At 64.6% G+C, this 21,174-nt stretch carries 14 protein-coding genes and 1 pseudogene; 3 read left to right on the top strand and 12 right to left on the bottom strand.

The features are described from left to right. Window positions 1–74: 74 nt before the first annotated feature. The 11 genes and pseudogenes from lpdA to CKO15_RS01575 form a co-directional block, all read right to left on the bottom strand. Window positions 75–1,478: pseudogene (lpdA, locus tag CKO15_RS01625) on the bottom strand (dihydrolipoyl dehydrogenase); the annotation flags it as partial. Between the two features lie 214 nt (window positions 1,479–1,692). Beyond that, complete coding sequence (locus tag CKO15_RS01620; protein ID WP_420842107.1) at window positions 1,693–3,171, bottom strand: dihydrolipoyllysine-residue acetyltransferase; 1,479 nt, start codon at window positions 3,169–3,171, stop codon at window positions 1,693–1,695. A 2-nt stretch (window positions 3,172–3,173) separates the two neighbouring features. Further along, window positions 3,174–5,852, bottom strand: coding sequence for a pyruvate dehydrogenase (acetyl-transferring), homodimeric type (gene aceE, locus CKO15_RS01615; protein WP_200191845.1), 2,679 nt, complete (start codon window positions 5,850–5,852; stop codon window positions 3,174–3,176). A 176-nt stretch (window positions 5,853–6,028) separates the two neighbouring features. Next, the gene (gene fba / locus CKO15_RS01610; protein WP_200191843.1) at window positions 6,029–7,093 is read right to left on the bottom strand and encodes a class II fructose-bisphosphate aldolase; all 1,065 of its coding nucleotides are present in this window, start codon (window positions 7,091–7,093) and stop codon (window positions 6,029–6,031) included. A 77-nt stretch (window positions 7,094–7,170) separates the two neighbouring features. After that, on the bottom strand, window positions 7,171–8,625 hold the full coding sequence (gene pyk, locus CKO15_RS01605) for a pyruvate kinase (protein WP_200191841.1): 1,455 nt from the start codon (window positions 8,623–8,625) through the stop codon (window positions 7,171–7,173). Window positions 8,626–8,665: 40 nt separating this feature from the next. Next, a complete protein-coding gene (locus CKO15_RS01600; protein WP_207123762.1) occupies window positions 8,666–9,829 on the bottom strand; it encodes a phosphoglycerate kinase in 1,164 nt (387 codons plus the stop codon). A 94-nt stretch (window positions 9,830–9,923) separates the two neighbouring features. Further along, a complete protein-coding gene (gene tkt, locus CKO15_RS01595; protein ID WP_200191837.1) occupies window positions 9,924–11,927 on the bottom strand; it encodes a transketolase in 2,004 nt (667 codons plus the stop codon). Window positions 11,928–12,117: 190 nt separating this feature from the next. After that, window positions 12,118–14,475 carry a nitric oxide reductase activation protein NorD gene (locus CKO15_RS01590; RefSeq protein ID WP_200191835.1) on the bottom strand — a complete coding sequence of 786 codons (2,358 nt, stop codon included), beginning with the start codon at window positions 14,473–14,475 and terminating at the stop codon, window positions 12,118–12,120. Window positions 14,476–14,540: 65 nt separating this feature from the next. Continuing rightward, window positions 14,541–15,347, bottom strand: a complete 807-nt coding sequence (locus CKO15_RS01585; RefSeq protein ID WP_200191833.1) for a CbbQ/NirQ/NorQ/GpvN family protein — start codon at window positions 15,345–15,347, stop codon at window positions 14,541–14,543. A 164-nt stretch (window positions 15,348–15,511) separates the two neighbouring features. Next, complete coding sequence (locus CKO15_RS01580) at window positions 15,512–15,865, bottom strand: ribulose bisphosphate carboxylase small subunit (RefSeq protein ID WP_200191831.1); 354 nt, start codon at window positions 15,863–15,865, stop codon at window positions 15,512–15,514. 35 nt (window positions 15,866–15,900) lie between these two features. Next, window positions 15,901–17,322 (bottom strand): form I ribulose bisphosphate carboxylase large subunit, encoded by a 1,422-nt coding sequence (locus CKO15_RS01575; RefSeq protein ID WP_200191946.1) that lies wholly within the window; start codon window positions 17,320–17,322, stop codon window positions 15,901–15,903. A 248-nt stretch (window positions 17,323–17,570) separates the two neighbouring features. On the opposite strand from CKO15_RS01575, the gene CKO15_RS01570 reads away from it, so the two are divergent. The 3 genes from CKO15_RS01570 (at window position 17,571) to CKO15_RS01560 (ending at window position 20,597) form a co-directional block, all read left to right on the top strand. Further along, window positions 17,571–18,659, top strand: a complete 1,089-nt coding sequence (locus CKO15_RS01570) for a LysR family transcriptional regulator (RefSeq protein ID WP_338035974.1) — start codon at window positions 17,571–17,573, stop codon at window positions 18,657–18,659. Window positions 18,660–18,954: 295 nt separating this feature from the next. Next, on the top strand, window positions 18,955–19,632 hold the full coding sequence (gene rpe / locus CKO15_RS01565; protein WP_200191829.1) for a ribulose-phosphate 3-epimerase: 678 nt from the start codon (window positions 18,955–18,957) through the stop codon (window positions 19,630–19,632). Between the two features lie 71 nt (window positions 19,633–19,703). Then, complete coding sequence (locus tag CKO15_RS01560) at window positions 19,704–20,597, top strand: phosphoribulokinase (protein ID WP_200191827.1); 894 nt, start codon at window positions 19,704–19,706, stop codon at window positions 20,595–20,597. A 150-nt stretch (window positions 20,598–20,747) separates the two neighbouring features. Here the strand turns inward: CKO15_RS01560 and CKO15_RS01555 are convergent, their stop codons facing one another. Further along, window positions 20,748–20,996: a hypothetical protein gene (locus CKO15_RS01555; RefSeq protein ID WP_200191825.1), complete on the bottom strand. Its 249-nt coding sequence runs from the start codon at window positions 20,994–20,996 to the stop codon at window positions 20,748–20,750. Between the last annotated feature and the right edge of the window lie 178 nt (window positions 20,997–21,174).

The following is a 21,174-nucleotide window of genomic DNA, read 5'->3' as shown; positions in this document are numbered from 1 at the left end:
ACGGCCATCTGCCTCTCCCTTCCCGGAGATTAGCACGAAAGCGCCACCAACGGGCGAGTCGCGGTCGTATCGGGCTAACTACGGCGCTTTTTCGGCGGCAGATCGGTCAAGGTACCGGCGACCGCCTCGGCGGCCATCGCCACGGTCTCGGAGAGGGTCGGATGGGGGTGGACGGTGAGCCCGATATCGTGCGCATCGGCGCCCATCTCGAGGGCCAAGGCGACCTCGGCGATCAAGTCGCCGGCCCCAGGGCCGACGATCCCGCCGCCGATGAGGCGGCCACTCTCGGCATCGAAGAGCAGCTTCGAGAGGCCATCGGCGGCCTCAAGCGAGAGGGCACGACCGTTGGCCGCCCACGGGAACATCCCCTTCTCATAGGCCGTCCCAGCGGCCCTTGCCTCTTCCTCGGTCACCCCGATCCACGCCACCTCGGGATCGGTGTAGGCGACTGAAGGAATCCCGCGAGCATCCCAGGCGCTGCGCTCGCCGGCGATCACTTCAGCGGCGATCTTACCCTCGTGGACCGCTTTGTGCGCCAACATCGGCTGACCGACCAGATCACCGATCGCGTGAATATGCAGCACGGCGGTGCGCATCTGTTCGTCGACCGCGACCGTGCCGTCGGTCTGCACCTCGATCCCGGCCGCCTCCAAACCGATCTCCTCGCTATTGGGCCGACGTCCGACCGCCACCAAGACCCGGTCGCAACGCACGCTCTCGGGGGCTTTAGCACCCTGCAAGCTGACCGTCAGCGATTTCTTATTGCTCTGGATGGCTGTAACTTCGGTCTCGAGATGGATCGCCTCGCAGCGCTGCTCTAAGCGCTTACTCAAGACCTTGACCAGATCGCGGTCGGCCCCCGGCATCAGGCGATCGGATAGCTCGACCACAGTGACCTTGGCACCCAGGCCGCTGTAGACCGCAGCCATCTCCAGGCCGATGATGCCGCCGCCGACGATCAACAGGTGCCCCGGGATCTCTTCGAGGCGCAGCGCCCCGGTCGAATCCATCACTCGGGCATCTTCGCTGGCTAAGGCCGGCGGGATCAGCGGGCGCGAACCGGTCGCCAAGATGCAGTGGCGAAATGCGACGGCACGGGTGCCCTGCTCCGTCTCAACGTGCAGCTGGTGCGACCCCGTAAGTCGCCCGACACCGCGCACGATCTCCACCTTTCGCTGCTTAGCCAAGCCGGCCAGACCGGTCGTCAGCTGTTTGATCACCCCCCGCTTCCAGCCATTGAGCCGTTCAAGGTCGATCTTCGGCTTCCCAAAGGCGATCCCGTGGGCAGCCATCTGCTCCGCTTCGTCGATGACCTTGACGGCGTGCAGTAGCGCCTTCGAGGGGATGCAGCCGACATTCAAACAGACGCCGCCGAGCACTGGGTGCTGCTCCACCAGCGCCACTTTCAGCCCCAGATCGGCGGCCCGGAAGGCGGCCGAATAGCCGCCCGGCCCAGCACCGAGCACGACCACATCGTAAGTCGCTGCCGCTGACTCCTCGGTTGAGTGCTCCGCTGCTGTCTGCTGCTGTGCCATCGCTGCTCTGCCCTCGTCTGTTCGTCGTCTATTGCGTCGTCGCGCCGTTTCGCTCCTGGGAGCGCCGGCGTCCTCGCCGGCATGTTTCTTACGTCTGCCGACGGGGGCGTCGGCGTTCCCGGGAAAAGCGCTCGACCCCCGCCGCGCTTCAGCTACCCTAGAGCACCAGACGGCGAAGATCGCCGATAAGTCGTGCTAGATACGTCGTAAAGCGCGCCGCCATCGCCCCGTCGATGACCCGGTGGTCGTAGGAGAGCGAGAGCGGCAGCATCAACCTAGGGACGAACTCCTGGCCGTTCCACACCGGCTTGGTCTGCGAGCGCGACACACCCAGGATCGCGACCTCGGGGGCGTTGACGATCGGGGTAAAGGCCGTCCCACCGATGCCGCCGAGGCTGGAGATTGTAAAGCAGCCGCCCTGCATATCGCCCGGTGCGAGCTTCCCTTCGCGCGCCTTGCTCGATAGCGTACCGAGTTCGGCGGCGATCTCCCAGACACCTTTCCGATCGACATCGCGCAGCACCGGCACCACCAGCCCGCCCGGGGTATCGACAGCAACGCCGATGTGGCAATACTTCTTGAGGATCAAGTTCTCGCCATCGGCGGCCAAGCTGGCGTTAAAGCGCGGCATCTCGGCGAGCGCGGCACTCGCCGCTTTGACCAGAAAGGCCAGCGGCGTCAGCTTCACGCCGCGCTGCTCGGCCTCGCCCTTCATGGCGTGGCGAAACGCCTCCAGCTCGGTCGCATCGGCCTCGTCGAACTGGGTCACATGCGGCACATTCAGCCAACTGCGGTGTAGGTGCGGCCCGGAGAGCCGCTGAATGCGGGTCAGTGGCACCTGCTCGGTCTCACCGAACTGGCTAAAGTCGACCTGCGGCAGCGGCGGAATCCCACTGCCGGCAGCGCCAGATGCCGCGCCGGGTACGGCACCCGCTGCCGCCTCACCGCGCAGCACCTGTTTGACGTGCGCCTTGACGTCCTCTTTGCGGATTCGCCCCTTACGCCCACTGCCACTGACCTGTCCTAGATCGACCCCGAGCTCGCGGGCGAAGCGACGCACCGCCGGAGAGGCGTGAGCGGCGCGGTGGGCGTCGCGATCAATTGCCACCGCGCCCTGCGCCGTACTTGAGGCTGTGGTTGAGGCCGACGCGGCTGCCCCGGCCTCCGCTGCTGCGGCGCCGTCGCCGGAGCTGCCGCTAGGAGCGCCGGAACTACTGGAGTCGTCGGGGCCACTGGCAGCAGCAGAACGCACAGCGGTCGCCCCGCCTCCTGCCTCGCCGGCATCTGCCGCCGTGTCTGAACCAGCCCCGCTGCCGGCGGCCGTTGCACTCGCTGCGGGCGTGCTGCGACTCTCCACAGCGGCACCGCTATCGGCGCTACTATCACCGCCGGCACCGGCTTCCGACTCCACGGTCAGGATCAGCGAACCGGCTGAAACCCGATCACCGACCGCCACCTTGATCTCTTGGACCACGCCGGCAAGTGTTGCCGGGACCTCCATGCTCGCCTTATCCGACTCTAGGGTGATCAGCGACTGCTCGGGCTCGATCCGATCGCCCGGAGCGACCAAGACCTCGATGATCTCGACCTCGTCGAAATCACCGATATCGGGAACCTTCACCTCCTCGATGGCCACGATCACACCTCCCAAGGGTTCGGGGCATCCGCCGCCAATTCGTACCGCTCGATGGCCGCACTGACCGTCGCCTTCTCGATCTGCCCTTCGCTCGCCAGCGCATAGAGCGCCGCCGCGACGATGTGGTAGCGATCGACCTCGAAGAAGCTGCGCAGCCGTTGCCGAGTATCCGAACGACCGAAACCATCAGTACCGAGCGCCCAGAAGGGGCGATCGATATAGGGCTGCACCTGCGCCGGATAGGCCCGCACGTAGTCGGTCGCAGCCACCACCGGACCGGCGTGCCCCTCAAGGCACTCGACGATATAGGGAACGCGGTCTGCCGCCTCCGGGTGGAGTCGATTGTGGCGTGCGCACGCCATCGCATCGCGGGCCAACTCGTTAAAGGAGGTGCAGCTCCAGACGTCGGCTGCGATCTTAAAATCGTCCGCCAGCAGCTCGGCGGCGGCCATCACCTCGCGGAAGATCGAGCCGGAACCGAGCAACTGCACCCGCGGGCGTTTTTTGTGAGCGGCGGCACCCTGGAAGAGGTACATCCCACGCTCGATGCCCTCCTCGACCCCTTCGGGAAGCGCTGGTTGCGGGGCGTTTTCGTTGTAAACCGTGATGTAGTAGAAGACGTTTTCCTGCTCAGCGAACATGCGCTGCATACCGGAGCGCACGATCACTGCCAGTTCGTAGGCGAAGGCCGGATCGTAAGCGATGCAGTTGGGGATGGTCGCCGCGTAGACGTGGCTGTGCCCATCTTGGTGCTGCAGCCCCTCGCCATTGAGCGTGGTGCGACCCGCCGTCCCGCCGACTAAGAAGCCGCGGGCTTGGATATCGCCCGCTGCCCAAGCGAGATCCCCGATGCGCTGGAACCCGAACATCGAGTAGAAGATGTAAAAGGGGATCATGTTGACGCCGTGGTTGGCGTAGGCGGTCGCAGCGGCGATCCAGGAGGCCATGGCACCGGCCTCATCCAGCCCCTCTTCGAGGATCTGACCGGTCTGCGCCTCCTTGTAGTACATCAGCTGATCGGCATCTTCCGGCTCGTAGAGCTGCCCGACGTTCGAGTAGATGCCGAGCTGCCGGAAAAGCCCCTCCATACCGAAGGTGCGCGCCTCATCGGGGATGATCGGCACCACGTGAGCGCCGATCTGCTTATCGCGGGTCAAGATGGTCAGCGCCCGCACCAGCGCCATGGTCGTCGACAGCTCCCGCTCGCCACTCTCCTGCAGCAGCGGATCGAAGGCGGCCAGCTCGGGCACCTTCAGGGGGCGTGCCTGCTCTCGGCGCACCGGCAAGTAGCCGCCGAGCGCCTCACGGCGCTGTTGCAGATAGCGCATCTCCGGGGCGTCGTCGGCCGGCTTATAGAAGGGCGTCTCTTTCAGTTGCTCATCCGGGATCGGGATCTCGTAGTGATCGCGGAATTTGCGCAGGGCGTTCTCCCCCATCTTCTTCTGCTGGTGGGTGATGTTCTGCCCCTCACCGGCCTCGCCCATGCCGTAGCCTTTGACCGTCTTCGCCAAGATCACCGTCGGCTGCCCGGTGTGGTGGAAGGCGGCGTGATACGCGGCGTAGACCTTGTGCGGATCGTGGCCGCCGCGGTTGAGCCGATAGATGTCGTAGTCGGACATCCCGGCGACGAGCTCTTCCAGTTCGGGGTAACGGCCGAAGAAGTGCTTGCGCGTGTACTCGCCGCCGCGCGCCTTAAAGGCCTGATACTCGCCGTCGACGCACTCCTCCATGCGTTGCTGCAGCAGTCCGCTGTGGTCCATCTCAAGCAGCGGCTCCCAGCGCGAGCCCCAGACCACCTTGATGACATTCCAGCCGGCACCGCGGAACTCGCCTTCGAGCTCCTGGATGATCTTGCCGTTGCCGCGCACCGGACCGTCGAGACGCTGCAAATTGCAGTTGACGACGAAGATCAGGTTATCGAGTTGTTCGCGGGCGGCCAGACCGATCGACCCCATCGACTCCGGCTCGTCCATCTCGCCATCGCCCATAAAGCACCAGACCTTCCGCTGCGAGGTGTCGCGAATCCCCCGATGGTGCAGGTACTTCATCATGCGCGCCTGCTGCACCGCCTGGATCGGTCCGAGCCCCATCGAGACGGTGGGGAACTGCCAAAAATCGGGCATCAACCAGGGGTGGGGGTAGGAGCTCACCCCTTGACCGTCGATCTCGCGGCGGAAGTAGTGCAGCTGCTCAGCGGAGAGACGCCCCTCGAGGAAGGCGCGAGCATAGATCCCCGGTGCGGAGTGGCCTTGGAAGAAGACCAGATCGCCGTCCTGCTCAGCGTTCGGAGCCCGCCAAAAGTGGTTAAAGCCGACCTCGTAGAGGGTACAGGCCGAGGCAAAACTGGCGATATGGCCACCGATCCCCTCGCTTTGGCGATTGGCGTTGACGACCATGGCGATGGCGTTCCAGCGCACCAGTGAGCGGATCCGCCACTCCAGGTGGTGGTCGCAGTACTCCGGCGGACGCGCTTCAAGATGGCGCGGGATGGTGTTGATGTAGCCGGTGGTCGCCTTAAAGGGGAGGTGTCCGAAGCGCCGTCGACCGCGCTCGACGAGCTGCTCCAAGATAAACTGGGCCCGTTCCGGTCCCTCGCGGTCGATCACCGCATCGAGGGCCTCAAGCCATTCGTGGATCTCCTCCGGATCGGGGTCATCACGCAATTGCGGCAGGGTGGCCATATCTTACCTCTTGGCTAAGAGCCGCCGAACGACCAGGCGCGGCTGCGGCGGGGTCGCCACAGACCGCCGCGGCGCCTTGTGAGCGCCGGTCAGCAGGCCTGTCGTTCAGCGGTTGCGTGCGCATACGGCATCCGGCGGCGGCGCCTGAGAGCCGCCGCGGCTACGGCTTCACGGCTTCAGCTGACCTTGGGGTCGAGCTCACCGGCCTCGTAACGCTCATACATCACCGTCAGCGACGCCGGCTTGATCTTCGAGGCCATACCGGCCGACCCGAAGGCTTCGTAGCGCGCCTTACAGATCGCCTTCATCGCCGCGGTCGAGGCCAGCAGGAACTTCCGCGGGTCGAAGTTCGCCGGGTTCTCCGCTAGGTGCTTACGGATCGCCCCGGTTGAGGCCAAGCGCAGATCGGTGTCGATATTGACCTTGCGCACACCGTTGCGAATCCCCTCCTGCACCTCCTCGACCGGCACGCCGTAGGTCTCGGGGATCTCGCCGCCGAACTGGTTGATGATCTCCAGCCACTCCTGCGGCACCTGCGAGGAGCCGTGCATGACCAAGTGGGTATCCGGCAGCCGCTTGTGGATCTCTTTAATGCGGCTGATCGCGAGGATATCGCCGGTCGGCGGACGCGTGAACTTATAGGCGCCGTGGCTGGTGCCGCAAGCGATAGCAAGGGCGTCGACGTGGGTATCGCGCACAAACTGCGCCGCCTCTTCCGGGTCGGTCAGCAGCTTCTCTTTATCGAGTTTCCCTTCGGCACCGACGCCATCCTCCTTGCCCGCTTCACCGGTCTCCAACGAACCGAGCACGCCGATTTCGCCTTCGACCGAGACCCCGCCGGCGTGTGCCATCTCGACTGTGCGCCGGGTCACCTCGACGTTGTAGTCGTAATCGGCCGGGGTCTTACCGTCCTCACGCAGCGAGCCGTCCATCATCACCGAGCTAAAACCGGTCTGAATGGCGCGCATGCACATCCCTGGACTCGCGCCGTGATCGAGATGGACGACCAACGGCACCTCCGGATAGCTCTCGACCGCCGCCTCCATCAGATGGCGATAGAAGGGAACGCCGGCGTACTTGCGCGCCCCGGCCGAGGCCTGGACGATCGCCGGGCTGTCACACTCCTTCGCCGCCTCCATGATGGCGTGCAGCTGCTCCATGTTATTGGCATTGAACGCCGGCATGCCGTAGCCGTGTTCCGCGGCGTGATCGAGAAGCTGCCGCAGGGTCATCATCGCCATAGTCTCGCCTCCTTCACTGTTCGCTAGCGTCTTCGGTTGCTTGCCTATTCGTTGACCCGGTGTTGGGCGTATTGGGCCTATTCGCCGTGATTGAGGTAATCGTCGACACAGATGATCCGCAGTGCATTCGTCCCCCCTGAGGCCCCGAGCTGGTCGCCGTGCGTCACCACGACGTAATCACCGCGGGTGACCAAGCCTTGGCGCGCTAAGCGCTCGAGCAGCCGCCCCTTCAACGCACCGAGATCCTCTTGCTCGGGGTCGAGTTCGAGCGGGTAGACCCCGCGATAGAGCGTCACCCGTCCGCGCGTACGCGGATGGGAGGTCAGCACGTAGATCGGTAAGCCGGAGCTGATCCGCGACATCCAGGCGGCCGTCGAACCCGACTCGGTCATGACGATCAGCGCCTTGATGGCGAAGTGGTTCGCCGCATACATCGCCGCCATGGCGATCGTCTCATCGACCCGGCCGAAACACTCATCGAGGCGATGGTGCGATACGGTCACGGTGCGATTCTTTTCGGCCTCGCGGCAGACCCGATCCATGGCCGCTACGGCGCGCTCTGGATAGCGCCCGGCGGCCGTCTCGGCCGAGAGCATCACGGCATCGGTGCCGTCGAGCACGGCGTTGGCGACATCGAAGACCTCGGCCCGGGTCGGGATCGGGTTCTCGATCATCGACTCCATCATCTGCGTCGCCGTAATCACCGCACGGTTGCCGCGCCGCGCCTGGTGGATCAGGCGCTTTTGCACCTCCGGCAGTGCGGCATCGCCGATCTCAACCCCGAGATCGCCGCGCGCGACCATGATCGCATCGGCCGCCTCGATGATCTCATCGGCAGCGGCAACGGCCTCGGCCCGTTCGATCTTAGCGACCACCCCGATGCCGTCGCCGCCAGCCCCCCGCAGCAATTCACGCGCCTCGTGGATGTCGTCGGCCGCGCGCGGAAAGGAGACCGCCAGATAGTCGGCCTCCAAATCGACCGCCGCTACGATGTCGCGCCGATCCTTCGCCGTCAGTGCCGGCGCCGATAATCCACCGCCGCGGCGGTTGATCCCCTTCCGATCGGAGAGCTCACCACCGGTCACCACGGTCGTATGGACCGCGCTGCCGACGACGCGATCGACACTCAACACGAGCCGCCCGTCGTCGAGCAGCAGCTCATCCCCGGGGACCACGTCGTCGGGCAGGCCGGTGTAGGCAATGCCAACCGCCTCCCGCGTCCCGGCATCGGCGGCCAGCGCTGCATCGAGGACGAAACTGTCGCCCTCGCGCAACTCAACCGGCGAGTGCCGAAAGCACTCGATGCGGATCTTCGGTCCCTGCAGATCGACGAGCACACCGACACGCCGCCGATGCGCCGCCGACCACTCGCGCACCGCCTCGACACGCCGCCGATGGTCGTCGATCACCCCGTGTGAGAGGTTGATGCGCACCACGTCGACGCCAGCCGAGAGCAGGCTAGCGAGCGCCCCGGGGCGATCGGTCGCCGGCCCCAGGGTCGCGAGGATCTTCGTCCTGCGGGGCTTTACCATCGTCGTCTCGCCCCCCTGCGCTATCACGCTATCGTACCGCCTACGCCTGAGCCCGCTGTTCGAGCACGGCCACGCCAGGCAGCTCTCGGCCCTCAAGCAACTCGAGGAAGGCGCCGCCTCCGGTCGAGATGTAGGAGATCCGATCACTGACGCCAAACTGCTCAACGGCCGCCAGCGTGTCGCCACCGCCGGCAATCGAAAAGCCGCTACTGCCACCGATCGCCTCGGCCAGGGCGCGCGTTCCGCCGGCAAAGGGCTCCATCTCGAAGACCCCGACCGGACCGTTCCAGACGATCGTCCCGGCGTTGCGCAACATCCCGTCGTAGCGAGCGCGGGTCTGCGGGCCAACATCGAGGATCATCTCGTCGGCCGGCACCGCATCGACCGGGCGGACGTGCGCCTCAGCGGTTGCGGAGAACTCCTTCGCCGTCACCACATCCTCGGGGATGGGAATCTCGCCACCCTTCGCCTGGGCCTCGGCCATCAGCCGTTTGGCGGTCTCGACGTAGTCTTTCTCATAGAGGGAGCTGCCGACCTCGTGACCGGCCGCGGCGATAAAGGTGTTGGCAATACCACCACCGACGATCAACTGATCGACCTTTTCGGTCAGCGCCTCCAAGACCTGTACTTTGCCCGAGACCTTAGAACCGCCGACGATCGCGATCATCGGTCGCTGCGGCTGTTCAAGCGCCTTACCGAGCGCTTCGAGTTCGGCGCTCAGCAGCGGACCGGCACACGCCACCGGGGCAAACCGCGCCACCCCGTGGGTCGATGCCTGCGCTCGGTGGGCGGTGCCAAAGGCGTCCATGACGAAGACATCGCACAGGGCGGCCATGCGCTTCGCCAACGCCTCATCGTCACTCTTCTCACCGGCGTTAAAGCGGACGTTTTCACACAGCGCCACGCCCCCTTCGGGTACATCGACCCCATCGAGCCAGTCGCGAACAACCGGCACCTTACAGCCAAGCACCTCGCCGAGCCGCTCAGCCACCGGTGCGAGTGAGGCCGCCGGATCGAACTGCCCCTCCTGCGGGCGCCCCAGGTGCGACATCACCAAGACCCGGGCGCGCGCCGCCATCGCCTGCCGGATACTCTCCGCTGCAGCCCGAACTCGCGTATCGTCGGTCACCTGCCCATCTTTGATCGGCACGTTGAGATCTTCGCGGATCAGCACTCGCTGACCGGCCAAATCGAGATCGCTCATGCGCTTCGCTTTCACGCCAGACTCCTCTTCGCTATTCGGGTCTTCGCTATTCGGGGTTGGGCACTCGGCTACCGCCGCCGGACCGCACCGCTGCTCAGCCGAGCAGTCGCTGGGCGGTCTCAACGACCCGTTCTGCCGTCAAACCGAAGTGCTCGTAGAGCTGCGGTGCCGGTGCCGACTCACCGAAGGTGTCGATGCCCATGACCGCCCCGCGATCCCCTGCCAGGCCGCGCCACAGGTCGGTCGCCGCCGCCTCGACAATCAACCGCGGCACTCCCGCCGGCAGGACCGCCTCACGATAGGCGGCATCTTGCGCCTTAAATCGCTCAAGAGAGGGCATCGAGACGACCCGCACCCGGCGTCCGGCGCTCGTTAGCTGCTCACGCGCCGCCTGTGCCAACTCGACCTCAGAGCCGGTCGCCACGATCACCAACTCGGGGGCGCCGTCGGCATCGCTCAGGACATAACCACCGCGGGCAATCGCAGCGGCTTGCTCGGCACTGCGCGCTTGCGGCGCCAACCCTTGTCGCGAGAGTGCCAGAGCCGTCGGCCCGTCGCGGCGCTCTAGCGCCGCCGCCCACGCCGCCGCAGTCTCCTGGGCATCGCAAGGGCGCCAGAGATCGAGATTCGGGATCAGGCGCAAGCTGGCAAGATGCTCGATCGGCTGGTGGGTCGGGCCGTCTTCGCCGAGACCGATCGAGTCGTGGGTATAGACGAGGATGGTGCGCTGCTTCATCAGCGCCGCCATACGCACGGCGTTGCGGGCGTAATCAGAGAAGATCAGGAAGGTACCGCCGTAGGGGATCCAGCCGCCGTGCAGGGCCACCCCGTTCATGATCGCCGTCATGGCGAACTCGCGCACCCCGTAGAAGAGGTAGTTGCCATCGGGGGCAGCGGCCGTAAAGGTCTGACAACCACTCCACCAGGTGTTGTTGGAGCCAGTCAGATCGGCCGATCCGCCGAGCAGCTCGGGCAGGTGCGGGCCGAAGAAATCGAGGACAGCCTGCGAGCTCTTGCGGGTCGCGTCTTTTTTGGCGTTGCCAAACTTCTCCAGCGCCTCTTGAGCGACGTCCGGCCACGTCTCGGGCAGCTCGCCTTGCAACCGCCGCTCGAGTTCGGCGGCCAGCTCCGGATGGGCCTGCCGGTAGCTCGCCAGCGCCTCTTGCCACTGCGCCACCCGCTGTTCACCGGCCGCCCGGCCATCCCATGCCTCATAGTGGGGGGCGGGAATCTCGAAGGGGGCATGGCTCCAGCCGAGGGCAGCACGCGTCGCCGCAATCTCCTCATCGCCGAGTGGCGCCCCGTGGACGCCGGCCGTCCCGGCCATCTTCGGCGAACCGAAACCGATCGTCGTTTGGCAGTCGATCAGCGTCGGCCGCGCGGTATCGGCGCGCGCCTCCTCGATCGCTGCCCGCACCGCCTCGCCGTCGTGGCCGTCGATCGGGCCGATCACTTGCCAGCCGTAGGCCTCGAAGCGCTTGCGCGTCTCGTCGGTAAACCAGCCGCTGACCTCGCCGTCGATCGAGATGTTGTTATCGTCGTAGAAGACGATCAGCTTGCCCAGCCCCCACGTCCCGGCCAGCGAACAGGCCTCGTGCGAGATCCCCTCCATCAGGCAGCCGTCGCCAGCGAAGACGTAGGTGTGGTGATCAATGATGGCGTGGCCAGGGCGGTTGAAACGACCCGCCAGCATCTTCTCCGCCAGCGCCATACCGACGGCGTTGGCCAAGCCTTGACCAAGCGGCCCGGTCGTCGTCTCGACCCCCGGCGTATAGCCGTACTCGGGGTGACCAGGCGTCTTCGAGTGGAGCTGACGGAAGTTTTTCAGGTCGTTGAGTGAGACGTCGTAGCCGCTCAGATGCAGCAGCGAATAGAGCAGCATCGAGCCGTGGCCATTAGAGAGAACGAAGCGGTCCCGGTCGAACCAGTCGGGCTGCTGCGGAGCGTGGCAGAGATAGTCCCGCCACAGCACTTCGGCGATGTCGGCCATGCCCATCGGCGCTCCAGGGTGGCCGGAGTTGGCCTGCTGGACTGCGTCCATGGAGAGTGCACGAATCGCGTTGGCCAGCTCCCGCCGGCTCAGCTCGGTCGACGCCATGTTCTACCTCCCTCGGTCTAATGCGGTGGATCGGCCGTCGTGGCGGCCATCGTTAGGCCGCTACAGTCAACACGCCGTCGTCACGATTGGCAACTCTACGGACGGCAATCAATAAGCAAAAGCAAATCGTTTTGATCGTCAAGATAAGACGCGGCCGCGTCCCCCTGCCGCCCGGCGCGCCGCAGCGCGCTCAGCGGGTCAACTGGGCGAAGAGCGCCGGCAGCCGCTCCGGCAATCGCTCGACTTGATCGACGACAGAGTAACTGTTGGCGCCGAAGATCCGCGAAACGTAGTGATCGGCCTCGCGATCCAAGGTCAAACAGTAAGTTGTGATCCCACGCGCGGCCAGATCCTCGACTGCCTTCTTGGTATCGTGACGCAAGTACTGCGGATCTCGCACATCGACATCGTGCGGCTCACCGTCGGTAACGACCAGTAGCAGCTTGCGCCGCTGCGGGCGCCGGGCCAAGTGGGTTGCAGCGTGACGCATCGCCGCACCCATGCGCGTCGAGTACTGCCCGTGCATCCCGGCCAGACGCCCCTTCGCCTCCTCGTCCCACGGCTGTACAAAGTCCTTAAAGCGAAAGTATTGAACATCGTGACGCCCATCGGAGGCGAAACCGTGGACGGCGAAGGGGTCGCCGATGCCGTCTATGGCCCAGCCAAGCAACGCGGAGGCCTCGCGGGTCAGCTGCACGATGCTCTTCTCGCTGCCGGGGACCTGCTCATTGGTCGACTCAGAGAGATCAAGCAGCAGCAGCACCGCCAGATCGCGGGTCTTGCGGATGTAGCGGGTATTGACCCGAGTATCCGGGGTCATGCCTAAGCGCACATCGACCAAGGCGCGCACCGCCGCGTCGATATCGAGCTCATCGCCATCCTCCTGCCGCCGCTGACGAATCAGCCCCTGCGGCTGCAAGGCATCAATCAGGTAGCGCAGCCGGCTCGCAACCGGGCGATATTCGGTCAACACCGCGTCGATCTGCTCAGCCTCACCGCGCTTAGGGCGGCGCTCAATGACCGTCGTCCAATCGGGGCGGTGGAGCTGAATCTGGTAGTCCCACTCGGGGTAGTGGTAGGGCGGGCTGACCGGCTCGACCCCCTCCATCTCGTTGTAGCTGACCCCTTCGTCCTCATAGGGGAAGAGCTCGGTCGGCAGCACCCAGATCTCTTGCGCATCGTCGCCGGCCAACTCGCAATCGACCTCGTTGACGAACTCCATCAGGCTGACGTACTTGCGCGTCTGCCGGTGGCTCTCGGGGACGTACTCGGCCTCAAGCCACTCGTCGCGGTCCTCAGCAAAGAGATAGCGGTTGTCGTCGTGGTAGGGGACCCCGTACGCCTCGAGCGCTCGCGCACTCGGCACTTCGTGCTCAGCGGCCCAGCGCGCATGGAGGGTGACGCCGAGCTCGCGCACCCACGCCTGGCCCTCCTCGTCTTTGGCATAGTCGGCCGCAAAACGCTCGCAGACCCGGCGCACCCACAAACTGTCGCTGCCGGCCTGCGGGTCGAGCAGAGCGTGAGCGCAGCGCTCCAGCCACAGCACGAAGGGGTGCAACGACGGCGCGCCCTCCAGCATTGCACGCTGCCGCGCGCGCTGCTCATGGAAGCCGAGCCACAGCGTGCGCAACCCGGGAAAACGCGCCATCGCCAGATGCTCGATGCGGGCATCCTCCAGCATGCCGATCACCGCCCGCTGCGCGGCGCTCAGGCCGTGCGGGGCAAGCGGCTCGCGGGTGTAGACCAGGTGCGCGGCGGCGTGCGCGGCACTGGCCCGATAGAGCTCCTTACCCGGCAGATCGCCGCAGTCGTCGTAGGCATCCGGCAGGTGGATCACCCGCCGCTCAATAAAGGGCCGGTAGCCTTGGCGCGTCTCGAAATCGCCCGAGGTCGGACGCATGAAGAAGTCGCGCCCCCACAGCGCACGTAAGTAGAAGTTGAGTTTGCGCTGGTTATCAACAAAGAGCGTGCCGCGGCGCTCCTGCTGCAGCATCGCCTGACTATCAGCCGTCTCAAGCGCAAAGTAGGCGCGCTGCTGAGCAAAGTCGGTCGCATGCGCCTGTGCCCCCCACAGCGCCCAGCGCCGCAAACCACCGAGCGTCAACTTGGCGAAGAGCTCGTCGAGATTCTCCATCATCGGCCGCAGCCCGCGCGGCGCCTTGCCCGATAGTTGATGGATCAGGTTGAGGTACTGCACGACCAGTTGCGGATCACCAAGGCGGCGCGCCGCCGTCGGCATCCCGGCGAGCAGCAGCGCGATCACCGGACCACTGACCATGGAGGAGAGGCGCAGCGCCGAGGTCTGCACCTCCAGCACGACATCCTCACCGACCTCCTTGGCCACCTCCGGCATCGCCTCGAGCCACGTCCGCACCACATCGGCGCCACGCCCCAGATCGGCAAAGGCCCGCGCGCCATCCAGGTAGTTGTGCAGGCCGCGCGGCGACATGACGCGCGCGGCCTCCGCAAAGGCCCCCTCCAGCGTCTCAGCGATGTGTGGATCGCACGCCTCTAGGGTCTCGCGGTAGTCCTCCAGTCGTACCGTCATCACTCACCCCCACGCGGCGCACAACCGGTGTGCGCTCAACGGCCCAGCCTTTGCCATGGGTCCAGTTAGAAGTAGGTCGCGACCGCCTGATCGAGCGTCTCGCGCATATCGGGGTCGTCGGTCAGCGGCCGCACCAACGTCATGATGCAGGCTGCCCGCGGATCGATCCCCTTCGCAATCAGGCTCGCCGCATAGACCAGCAGCCGGGTTGAGATGCCCTCATCGAGGCCGTGCCCCTTCAAGTTGCGCGCCCGATGGGCGACCTGAACCAGCTTCTCGGCGATCTCGGCAGCCACCCCACCTTCGTGGGCGACGATCTCGCCCTCGATCTCGGCCTCCGGATAGTCGAAATCGAGCGCCCCGAAGCGCTGCTTGGTCGACTGCTTTAGATCCTTCATCAGCGATTGGTAGCCGGGATTATAGGAGATCACCAGGTGGAAATCGGGGTGGGCATGCACCAGCTCACCCTTCTTCTCTAACGGCAGGGTGCGCCGATGGTCGGTGAGGGGGTGGATCACGACCGTCGTGTCTTGCCGCGCCTCGACCACTTCGTCGAGGTAGCAGATCGCGCCGATACGGGCTGCGGTGGTCAGCGGACCGTCCTGCCAGCGCGTCCCTTGGGCATCGAGCAAGTAGCGCCCGACCAGATCGGCCGCCGTCATATCTTCGTTACACGCCACCGTCACCAGCGGCCGCCCCAAGGTGTAGGCCATGTGTTCGACAAAGCGCGACTTGCCACACCCGGTCGGCCCTTTGAGCATCACCGGCATGCGCGCCTCGTAGGCGGCTCGGTAGAGATCGACTTCGTCGGCGACTGGCCGGTAGTAAGGCGCCTCAGTCACCCGATACTGCTCGACATTGTGCTCGCTCATCACGACCCTCCGCTGCTCGTTACCGGTCTTTCGCAAGGCGTCAGCTGCCTTGAGAAAGACTGCTCGTCGGCGAGTGCGCCTGGAGCGCACGAAGCGTCTCTGGCGGAGCGGGGCACGAGCGGACCGGACCGACCGGCCCGCCCGTGCGCATCACTTCGCGGCCGCTACTCCGGTGCGCGATAGATGACGAAGGCCAAGCCCTGCACCTGCCGCTTCCAGTCGTAACCGATCAGCTTGACGTGGTGCTCGGGATAGGCGTCATGACACTTCTTCGCCTCGGCGAGCACCGTATCGATGTCGGTCTCACCGAACATCGGCAGCTTCCACATGTACCAGAACTGGTCCATGGCGTTTTCCGGCTCGGTGTGCTCGACGGCCGGCTGCCAACCTTGGTCGACGATGTACTGAACCTGCTTGCGGATCTCCTCCTCGGTGAGGGCCGGCAGGTAGGAGAAGGTCTCGAAGCGGCGGCTGCTCGGATCCGAGAGCTTCGACTTGTAGTCTTGCATTTCGCTCATGGTCGATCTCCTGAAAAGCTTTGTAAAACGAGGGATTAACGGTGGGCCGTATCGAGCTTATCGACGGTGTCGAACTCGAATTTGACCTCTTTCCAGGTCTCCATCGCCGCTTTGAGCTCGGGGCTCTTGCTGCCGGCCTCGGTGAGGATCTCCTTACCCTCTTTCTCCAGGTCCCGCCCCTCGTTGCGCGCCTTGACACACGCCTCCAGGGCCACGCGGTTGGCGCAAGCGCCGGCGGCGTTGCCCCACGGGTGGCCGAGCGTACCGCCACCGAACTGGAAGACGGCGTCGTCGCCGAAGATCGACAGCAGCGCCGGCATGTGCCAGACGTGGATACCACCGGAGGCGACCGCAAAGGCGCCCGGCATGGCGCCGAAATCTTGATCGAAGAAGAGCCCGCGCGAGCGGTCCTCTTTGATGTAGCGCTCGCGCAGCAGATCGACCCAGCCGAGCGTCGCCTCGCGATCGCCCTCAAGCTTGCCAACGACCGTGCCAGTATGGAGCTGATCACCACCCATCAGGCGCAAGATCTTGGTCAACACGCGGAAGTGGATGCCGTGCTTGGGATTACGGTCGAGAACGGCGTGCATAGCGCGGTGAATATGCAGCAACATGCCGTTATCGCGGCACCAGTGCGACAGCCCCTGGTGGGCACAGAAACCGGCCGTGATGTAGTCGTGCATGATGATCGGCGCGCCGAGTTCCTTGGCGTACTCGGCCCGCTTGTACATCTCCTCGGGGGTCGCCGCCGTGACGTTGAGGTAGTGGCCCTTGCGCTCGCCGGTCTCGGCCTCGGCCTTATCGATCGCCTCCATGATGTAGTCGAAACGCTCACGCCAGCGCAAGAAGGGCTGGGAGTTGACGTTCTCATCGTCCTTGGTGAAGTCGAGACCACCGCGCAGCGCCTCGTAACAGGCGCGGCCGTAGTTCTTCGGCGACAGACCCAGCTTCGGCTTGAGGGTGCCACCGAGCAGCGGCCGGCCGTACTTGCTGAGCTTATCGCGCTCGGACTTGATGCCGTGTGGCGGCCCTTGGCAGGTCATGACGAAGGCCAGCGGGAAGTGCACATCTTCGAGGCGCAGCATCCGCACCGCCTTAAAGCCAAAGACGTTACCGACGAGCGAGGTGAAGACGTTAACGATGGAGCCCTCTTCGAAGAGGTCGATCGGATAAGCAATGAAGGCGTAGAAGGCCTCATCGTCACCGGGGACGTCTTCGATCTTGTAGGCCCGCCCCTTGTAGTACTCAATGTCGGTCATCAGGTCGGTCCAGACATACGTCCAGGTCGCCGTCGACGACTCCGCCGCTACCGCCGCGGCCGCCTCTTCGCGATCGACACCGGGCTGCGGTACGACCTTGAAGCAGGCCCGCAGATCGCTGTCCTTGATCTGGTAGTCCGGCTCCCAGTACTCGTCACGGTACGTCTTGACACCTGCGTTATAGGTTCTGCTCGCCATCATCGACTCCTCAAACGTTGCTACCAATGCGTTTTTATGCACTCTATAAAGGGTGCTTGGGGGGTCTGTAGGGGGAGATTTGGCTTAGCGGCCGGACCGCTAGTCCGCGAACCGACTCCAACCAATCGCCCCTTGCGCTATCGACGAGATGAGCATAGCCTTGCAGATACAAAAGAAAAAGAAATAGTTTTTGCTTGACCTATAAATATTAGCTTATAGCTTGGTCGACGAGGAGAGGAGGCAGGAGGATGAACATTACGCTACGGCAGTTGAAAGTCTTTGAGTCGGTTGCCCGACACCTGAGCTTCACACGCGCTGCAGAGGAGCTCTACCTCACCCAGCCCGCGGTATCGATGCAGATCAAACAACTCGAACAGCAGGTCGGTCTACCGCTCTTTGAGCAGATCGGCAAGCGCATCTTCCTCACCGAGGCCGGCGGCGAGGTGCGACGCTACGCCCAGCGCATCGCCGCTGAATTGCGCGAACTCAGCGATGGGCTCGAAGCCCTGCGCGGCTTAAACAGCGGCCGCCTGCGTCTTACCGTCGCATCAACGGCGAACTACTTCGCTACTGATCTGCTAGCGACCTTCACCCGCCGCCAGCCCGGAATCACCTTTCAGCTCGAGGTGACCAACCGCGAGGGGTTACTGCGACGCATTCAGGACAATGAGATGGATCTCGCCATCATGGGCGAACCCCCGGAGGGTCTTGATGTCGCCGCAGAGACTTTCATGCCCAACCCCTTGGTGGTAATTGCCGCACCTGAGCACCCACTGGCTACCGGTGCGCAGATCCCCCTGGAGCGGCTGCAAGACGAGCTCTTCGTGTTGCGCGAGGCCGGCTCCGGAACCCGCAACACCGTCGAACGCTTTCTTGAGCAACGCGGTTTGCGCCTGCACGGGGGACTGGAGATGAGCTCCAACGAGGCGATCAAGCAGTCGGTGCAAGCCGGCCTTGGCCTCGGTGTGGTCTCTATCCACACCGTTGCGCTGGAGTTGGAGCTGGGCCGTCTCTGCGTGCTCAACGTTGAGGGCTTCCCGCTGGAACGTCACTGGTACCTGGTGCACCGCTCCGGCAAACGACTCTCGCCCGCGGCTGAGGCTTTTCGCCGCTTCGTCGTGGAGGAAGCACACGCCCATTGGCACTGCGCTCCGACAACGCAGACCACGCCGCCGGACTTTGGACCGGCCGGCGAGCGGAGCCAGGGGCCGACGGCCGGCAGACAGCCGCCTGCAACCGCAAGCGTTCAATCCCCGGAGCGGCCTGCAGCACTCGCTGCCTCCAGCGAGCTCACTGCCACAAAGAGGGCGGCCGGCCTGGCTACGACCACCACCTGAGACGAGGGCCTAGTAGGGCCTGAGTGCCGAAACGGCTCGCTCGGGCGTCTCGGCGTCTGCAGGCGATCAGCACGATCGCCTTGCAGGCCGAGAGCAGGCCGAGAGCAGGCCGAGAGCGGGCCGCCGGGAGCGAGCCCATTCAGGATGTGGCAACCGCCGACCGCCGGCGACACCGGGCTCTTATACGAATCATCACCAATCATTAATTTTCGTCGCCCCTGCCGCACTCGTAGCTTTCAGCTTGGCTGTGCGCGGCTTCGGGGTGCCGCAACCATCCCTGCGAGGACCTAAACCTATGAAAGACGCACTGATCGCACCATCGATTCTATCGGCCGATTTTGCCCGCCTGGGCGAGGAGGTACAGGCCGTGCTCGACGCCGGTGCCGATATCATCCACTTCGACGTCATGGACAATCACTACGTGCCGAATCTGACGATCGGCCCGCTGGTCTGCCAAGCGCTGCGTGATTACGGCATCCGCGCCCCCATCGACGTCCACCTGATGGTCAAGCCGGTCGACCGGCTGATCCCTGATTTTGCCGCCGCCGGGGCCAACTGGATCACCTTCCACCCGGAGGCGAGTGAGCACATCGACCGCTCACTGGGCCTGATCCGCGAACACGGTGCTAAGGCCGGGCTGGTCTTTAATCCGGCCACCCCGCTCGACTGCCTGCGCCACGTCGCCGACAAGGTCGACATGGTGCTGCTGATGTCGGTCAACCCCGGGTTCCCCGCCCAGAAGTTCATCCCTTCCGCGCTCGCCAAGTTGCGCGAGGCGCGGCGCCTCATCGACGAACTCGGCGCCGATATCCGCCTGGAGATCGACGGCGGGGTCAAGGCAGAGAATATCGGCGAGATCGCAGCCGCCGGTGCCGATACCTTTGTCGCTGGTTCGGCGATCTTCGGTGCCGACGACTACGCTGCGGCCATTCAGCGCATGCGCACCGAGATCGAGGCTGCGCGCGCGGCCTGATCCACCCCAAACCCAACCCGCCGAGCGGCCAACCGTCTCCACGTCCACACTGCAAACTTACGAGGTGATCTATGTCTGCGAAGCATCCGATTATCGCGGTGACCGGCTCTTCCGGCGCCGGAACCAGCACGGTCAAGGTCGCATTCGAACACATCTTCCGGCGTGAGCAGATCGCTCCGGCCATCATCGAAGGCGACGCCTTCCACCGTTTCAATCGTCAAGAGATGCGCGAACAACTCGCCAAGGCGGTCGCCGAGGGACGCAACTTGAGTCACTTCGGCCCAGAGGCCAACCTCTTCGGTGAGCTCGAGGAGTCGTTCCGGCGCTACGCCGAAAGCGGCATCTGCAACCGCCGCCGCTACCTCCACAACGAAGAGGAGGCCGCCCCCTACGAGGGCCTAGGGCCAGGCGAGTTCACGGCGTGGGAAGAGGCTGGTCAGGGGAGCGATCTGCTCTTTTACGAGGGGCTGCACGGTGGCGTCGTCACCGAGGAGCACAACGTCGCGCAGCACGTCGACCTGCTCGTCGGGGTCACACCGATTGTCAACCTCGAGTGGATCCAGAAGATCCACCGCGACGGCGCTAAGCGGGGCTACACCGCCGAGACCATCGTCGATACGATCCTGCGGCGCATGCCCGACTACGTCAACTACATCACTCCGCAGTTCTCGCGCAGCGACATTAACTTCCAGCGCGTACCGACGGTCGACACCTCGAACCCCTTTATCGCGCGCGATATCCCAACACTCGATGAATCGTTCACGGTCATCCGCTTCCGCAACCCGGAACGGCTCAAGATCGACTTCCCCTATCTGCTGAGCATGATCCCGAACTCGTTCATGTCGCGCCGCAACAGCATCGTCGTCCCTGGCGGCAAGACGGGGTTCGCGATGGAGCTGATCGTGACGCCGATCATCCACGAGCTCGTCGAGAAGAGCCGCGAACTCGGCGGCGGCCGCACCTGAAGGCAGGGCTCAATGACTGCGCCTACACCCTCGATCCCGCCGAGCGCGGGTCTTGAGGGTGCAGGCGCCTCCAGCGCCGCCCCCTACACTCCACGAGGCCACGCGGAGGCGCCACAGCGCAGAGAGCCAGCGCTTAGCTGCTAACCGGCGTTAAAAGTCCCCGAGCTCTTCATCGTCAAAGTCGTCTTCGAAGTCGTCGTCAAAGGCATCGCCAAAGTCGTCGTCGAAATCGTCCTCGAAATCGTTATCGAAGCCGTCGTCAAACCCTTCACCCGGATCCTGCTGCTCGAAACCTTCAAGATCCTCCATATCCTCGAAGTCGTTCTCACCCGGACACCCGGCAAGCAGCAGCGCTGAAGTGATCACAAACGCACCGAACCAGATCGACATCTTACGCATATTCTTTCTCCTTCATGGGTTTGCTGTAGTGAGACACCGATCCACATGACGCTCCGGAGACCGTAACGCCCCACTCACGGCTGCGACAATGCTGGTAGGCTAAGAGTTCCGCCCTCCCCCCTCTTGGGCATCCACGCCCAACGGGGCATAATCGGGCGAACCTTTGATAGCGCGAGCA

Source organism: Halorhodospira abdelmalekii (genome assembly GCF_016583625.1).
Lineage (GTDB): Bacteria > Pseudomonadota > Gammaproteobacteria > Nitrococcales > Halorhodospiraceae > Halorhodospira > Halorhodospira abdelmalekii.
This window is presented reverse-complemented; position numbering and strand designations above follow the sequence as displayed.